General features: G+C 59.0%; 4 protein-coding genes. 1 reads left to right on the top strand and 3 read right to left on the bottom strand.

Annotation, left to right across the window (positions count from 1 at the left end):
* The 3 genes from cdd to VGC33_RS11565 all read right to left on the bottom strand — a co-directional run.
* Window positions 1-752 (bottom strand): cytidine deaminase (gene cdd, locus VGC33_RS11575; RefSeq protein WP_331120907.1); only part of this gene is annotated, 752 nt, incomplete at its 3' end.
* 95 nt (window positions 753-847) lie between these two features.
* Window positions 848-1,543: a CidB/LrgB family autolysis modulator gene (locus tag VGC33_RS11570; RefSeq protein ID WP_331120906.1), complete on the bottom strand. Its 696-nt coding sequence runs from the start codon at window positions 1,541-1,543 to the stop codon at window positions 848-850.
* Window positions 1,543-1,947, bottom strand: coding sequence for a CidA/LrgA family protein (locus VGC33_RS11565; RefSeq protein WP_331120905.1), 405 nt, complete (start codon window positions 1,945-1,947; stop codon window positions 1,543-1,545). The genes VGC33_RS11570 and VGC33_RS11565 overlap by 1 nt, the downstream gene beginning before the upstream one ends.
* A 252-nt stretch (window positions 1,948-2,199) precedes the next feature.
* Between VGC33_RS11565 and VGC33_RS11560 the strand changes: the two genes are divergently transcribed.
* On the top strand, window positions 2,200-3,108 hold the full coding sequence (locus VGC33_RS11560; protein ID WP_414636923.1) for a dihydrodipicolinate synthase family protein: 909 nt from the start codon (window positions 2,200-2,202) through the stop codon (window positions 3,106-3,108).
* Window positions 3,109-4,485: the final 1,377 nt, after the last annotated feature.

The raw sequence follows: 4,485 nt of genomic DNA, 5'->3' as shown, positions 1-4,485 counted from the left end.
GCCAGCAACGCCTGTTGCGCCAGGGGACCGGCGGACGCGGCGCCGGCGTTGGGAACCGCCGCCTGTGTCGCGGCGCCTTCCGCCTCCGTGGGCTGTGCCGGCCTGCTCGCCGTGCCTGATAAGGTCTCCGATGCCTTTGCGGGCGTTGCGGCGGAGGGAGTCCGTGTCCTGGCGCCGCGGCCATCGGCGGGCATTATGCCAAACTGATGATCCACGCCGTCCATCAGCAGGGTATGGATTGACAGATCGCGCGGACCAAACGCGTCGGGCAGGTAATGGCCAAGCGTAGCGGGCGAGCGATCCGGCAGGTAGATCATCAGGTCGGTGCCGCTGTTCAGTTCGTTCATAAACTGCCGGCAATGGCCGCAGGGCGTATAGTTGACGGTAATGCCGCGCAGGCGTTTTTCACCGCGCAGCCAGGCATGATTGATGGCGCTTTGTTCGGCATGCACCGTTTGCTGGAGCGGCGCGCCGACAAACTCCATATTGGCGCCGAAATACAGATTGCCGCTAACGCCGCGCGCCACGGCCCCGACGTTAAACCGCGACACCGGCGACAGGGCGCAGGCGGCGGCCAGGGGCAGCAGCGCCAGACATAAGGCGTCCTCATCCATCTTTCCGGCGCGCATCAGGCTGGCGGCCTGGGCGGCGCTTAGCCAGCCGCTGAAACCGGCCTGGCCAAGTTCATGCGCCAGCGCGGCGCGCAGGGCAGGCGCGATGGCGTCCAATGCGGGGAGAAACCGTGCGTGCATAATGATTCCCATACCATTTGTTATGGAATCATTTTAGTCGTTGTATGCTTAAATAAATATGATCAATATCTTATCGCGTAAGCCTGGTGGCGCCGTTAGCCGAATGCCCGCAGCAGCAGCGGAAACAGCAGCGGCGCGAGAAGAGACGTGATAATGCCGCAGATAACCAGGGCCAGGGAACTGAACGCGCCTTCCTGAAAATCCATCTCGGCGCAGCGGGCGGTGCCGAGCGCATGGGACGCGGTGCCCATGGCCAGGCCGCGCGAGGCTTTGGTGGTGATGCGCAGCAGCCTGAACAGCGTATGGCCGAACACCGCGCCCAGGATCCCGACAAAAATCACGCATACCGCGCTGATGGCCGGAACGCCGTTAATGGACTGCGCCACCGCCATGGCAATCGGCGTGGTGACGGATTTAGGCAGGATCGAGGCGGCGATTTCCGGTGTGGCGCCCATCCACAGGGCGATGGCGGTGCCGCTGACCATGGCGGTAAGGCTGCCGACGAAACAGATGCTGATAATGGATTTCCAGCGCGCGCGGATCTGGTGCAGTTGTTCATACAAAGGAAAGGCCAACGCCACCACCGCCGGCTGCAACAGGTCGTTGAGGATTTTACTGCCGGCAAAATAACGCGCGTAAGGAATACCGGTAAGCAACAGCAGCGGGATGATCACCACCATGGAAATCAGCAGCGGATTGAGCAGCGCCATGCGGAATCTCGCCGCCAGACGCCGGGCGCCGAAAAACACCGCCAGGGTCAGCGGCAGCGACCACCAGAAATTGGCTAACATTATAGCTCCTCGGGAGGGTGCGGCTGGCCTGCCACCGGACGTTCACGATGGATATAATGCGAGCTGTAGCCCACCACCACCATAACCATCAGGGTGCTGATAACGCAAGACACCACCAGCGGCCCGAACTGCGACGACAGCTCGTGGTAATAGTTCATCACGCCCACGCCAATCGGCACGAACAGCAGCGCCATATAGCGGATCAGCAGATGACAGCCGGGCTTGAGCCATAACGGCGGCAGCAGTTGCAGGCAAAGCAGGATAAACAGGATCAGCATGCCCAGGATACTGCCGGGTATGGTAATCGGCAGCAGCGCGGAGAGGAAATTGCCGATAAACAGACACAGGTAAATCAAGGCGAAGGAACGGATAAAGGCCCAGCCATTTATGATGATATTGCGCATTATCTCAACCTTATTTCAAATCGCGTTTATCATACAATTAATTCTCACACCGTGCTACCGCTCACGGTCTGCCATACGAAATGATCGGAGTAGCTTACCAGCTCAGCGGCGGAAAATCGCGCCGGCGAGCGGGGATGGATTTAAATGTATGACCTATCGCACGGCATTTGCCCGGTGAACCTGTTAACACATATGCTTCATTAGCTGACGAACGATCCTCGTCAGGCGAATTCGCGATCAGGAGAAAACTTTATTATGGCTATTCCACGCTTTTATGGCGTTATTCCGCCCGTGCCCACCCTTTTTACCGCTGATGAACAGCTTGATGAAACCAGCATGGCAAAACTGCTGGACAGTCTGATTGCCTCTGACGTCAACGGCCTGTTTTTCCTGGGGAGCGCCGGTGAGTTTGCCCATATGTCGGAAGCACTACGCTTGCAAACGGCGGAATTCTGCGTCAAGTATGTCAACAAGCGCAAACCGGTATTAATCGGCATTGCCCATTCCGGCACGCGCGAGGCCATCCGTTTTGGCCTGCACGCGCAAAAGATCGGCGCCGATGGGGTAGTGGCGGTCAATCCGTTTTACAACCCGCTGAGCGAGGAAAATCTTTATCTCCATTATAAGCATTTATCCGACGCGCTAAGCCTGCCGATTATCATCTATAATTTCCCCGGGCTCACCGGTCAGTCGATCCCGGTGGCGGTAATCCGCCGCCTGGCGGAAACCTGTGCGAACATTGTCGGCCTGAAGGATACGGTCGATACCCTTAATCATATTCGTGAAACCATCCATGCGGTAAAACCCGTGCGCCCTGATTTTGCGGTATTTTCCGGCTATGACGAGTATTTGTTCGGTACCCTGATCCTCGGCGGCGACGGCTGCATTCCGGCCAGCGCAAACTTTGCCCCACAGCTGACCTGCGGCATCTACCGGGCCTGGCAAGAGCAGGATTATGCCCAGGCGGTCAAGCTGCAGCAGCGTCTGTCGTATATTCCGGAATTGTATAATTACGATTTGCCGTTTTATAACGTGGTGAAGTATGCAATTCAGCTTACCGGGGTGGATATCGCGGTAAATTCGCTATGGCCGGCGTCGCCGTTGACGGAAGAGCTGAAGGAAAAGGTGAGGGGCGCATTGGTAAAAAGTGGGGTGATTTAAGCCGCATGGCATGTGCGGGCGACGCGGATCGCCTGTGATGATGGCAAGGTTTTTCCTATGGGGGGCGCCGGCGGCGGGCGGTTTAGTGTATGCCGCTTCGGCGGGGTTTCGCTTGCGGCTGGCGGTTTAGTGTCTGCGGCCCTGGCGGGATTTCGCTTGCGGCTGGCGGTTTTGCGTATGCCGCTTCGGCGGGATTTCGCTTGCCAAGCGTTCGGTGGGTATATGTAGCGCCGGGTGCCGGCAAGCGACAAGGAGGGTGGACCGCGCCACCCTCCTTGACCTCCGCGCGTCCGGCAGGTCGTGCGCCGCTGCGCGGTCCCCGACAGCGCAGCATCCCGGCTGTTGGACCGTCCGGCATGCGTTCCAGACGCAAGCCGGACTTTCGCCGCTCCCGGCGGCTCATCCAGCCGTGACGCGCGCCGCCGGCGCACTCTATGCCGGCACAACGTCAACACCATCGTCTGCAAGAAAATAGTTTTTTGCGGTTCTTCGCGCTATGAACCTACCGGGAACAATATCAGAATTGATTTTGGAGCGCCGGCACAGCTTGAATGAACGATGTTCATTACTTAGTTATTGATATTTAATATATTATCGCGTACATCTTTCTGCCCACTGCCCACTGCCCACTGCCCACTGCCCACTGCTCACAAATGACTTCTTACTTCTTACTTCTTACTGCTTTCTGTTCACTGAAATGGTGAAACATCAGCGCCGCAATCGCTTCATAAAATATAGAGCAAACAGCGACATATATTCCGGCATAGAGCGCGCTGACGTTGCCTGTGACCCCGGCATGAGCCGCTGGGAGCGGCGAAAGGCCCGGTGGCGCCGGGAGCGCTAACCGGGCCGGTGCATAACGGGGGCATGGGCGACGGAAGGCATCGCGTAGCGACGCGCGACCTGCCGGACGCGCGGAGGTCAAGGAGGGTGGCGCGGTCCACCCTCCTTGTCGCTTGCCGGCACCCGGCGCTACATATGCCCACCGAACGCTTGGCAAGCGAAACCTCGCCGGGGCGACATAAACTCACCAAGCAGCCGCAAGCGAAATCCCGCCGAAGCGGCCTACACAAAACCGCCAGCCGCAAGCGAAATCCCGCCGAAGCGGCCTACACAAAACCGCCAGCCGCAAGCGAAATCCCGCCGAAGCGACATAAACTCACCAACCAGCCACAAGCCAGCCCCCGCCGTCAGCGTATTTACCCCCCCTCGCTACCGGTAACGGAACGCGCCCGACGGGTATGGCGAAAGCCGTGGTGGAACAACCAAAGGCTGGCCAGCATGGCCAGCACCAGCACCAGGAATAACGTGGCCGGCGGGGCGTGGGCCAGAATAATGCCGGTAAGCAGCGGGTTGGCGGCGCCGCCGAGGTTATCC

Origin of the sequence: Acerihabitans sp., from assembly GCF_036398755.1 — a bacterium.
Classification (GTDB): domain Bacteria; phylum Pseudomonadota; class Gammaproteobacteria; order Enterobacterales; family Enterobacteriaceae; genus Acerihabitans.
The sequence above is the reverse complement of the archived record's forward strand: the minus strand, read 5'-3'. Positions and strand labels throughout refer to the sequence as shown.

Coding starts and splice junctions, on each gene's coding strand:
- VGC33_RS11570 (WP_331120906.1), bottom strand. CDS start 1,543: ATGTTAGCCAATTTCTGGTGGTCGCTGCCGCTGACCCTGGCGGTGTTT.
- VGC33_RS11565 (WP_331120905.1), bottom strand. CDS start 1,947: ATGCGCAATATCATCATAAATGGCTGGGCCTTTATCCGTTCCTTCGCC.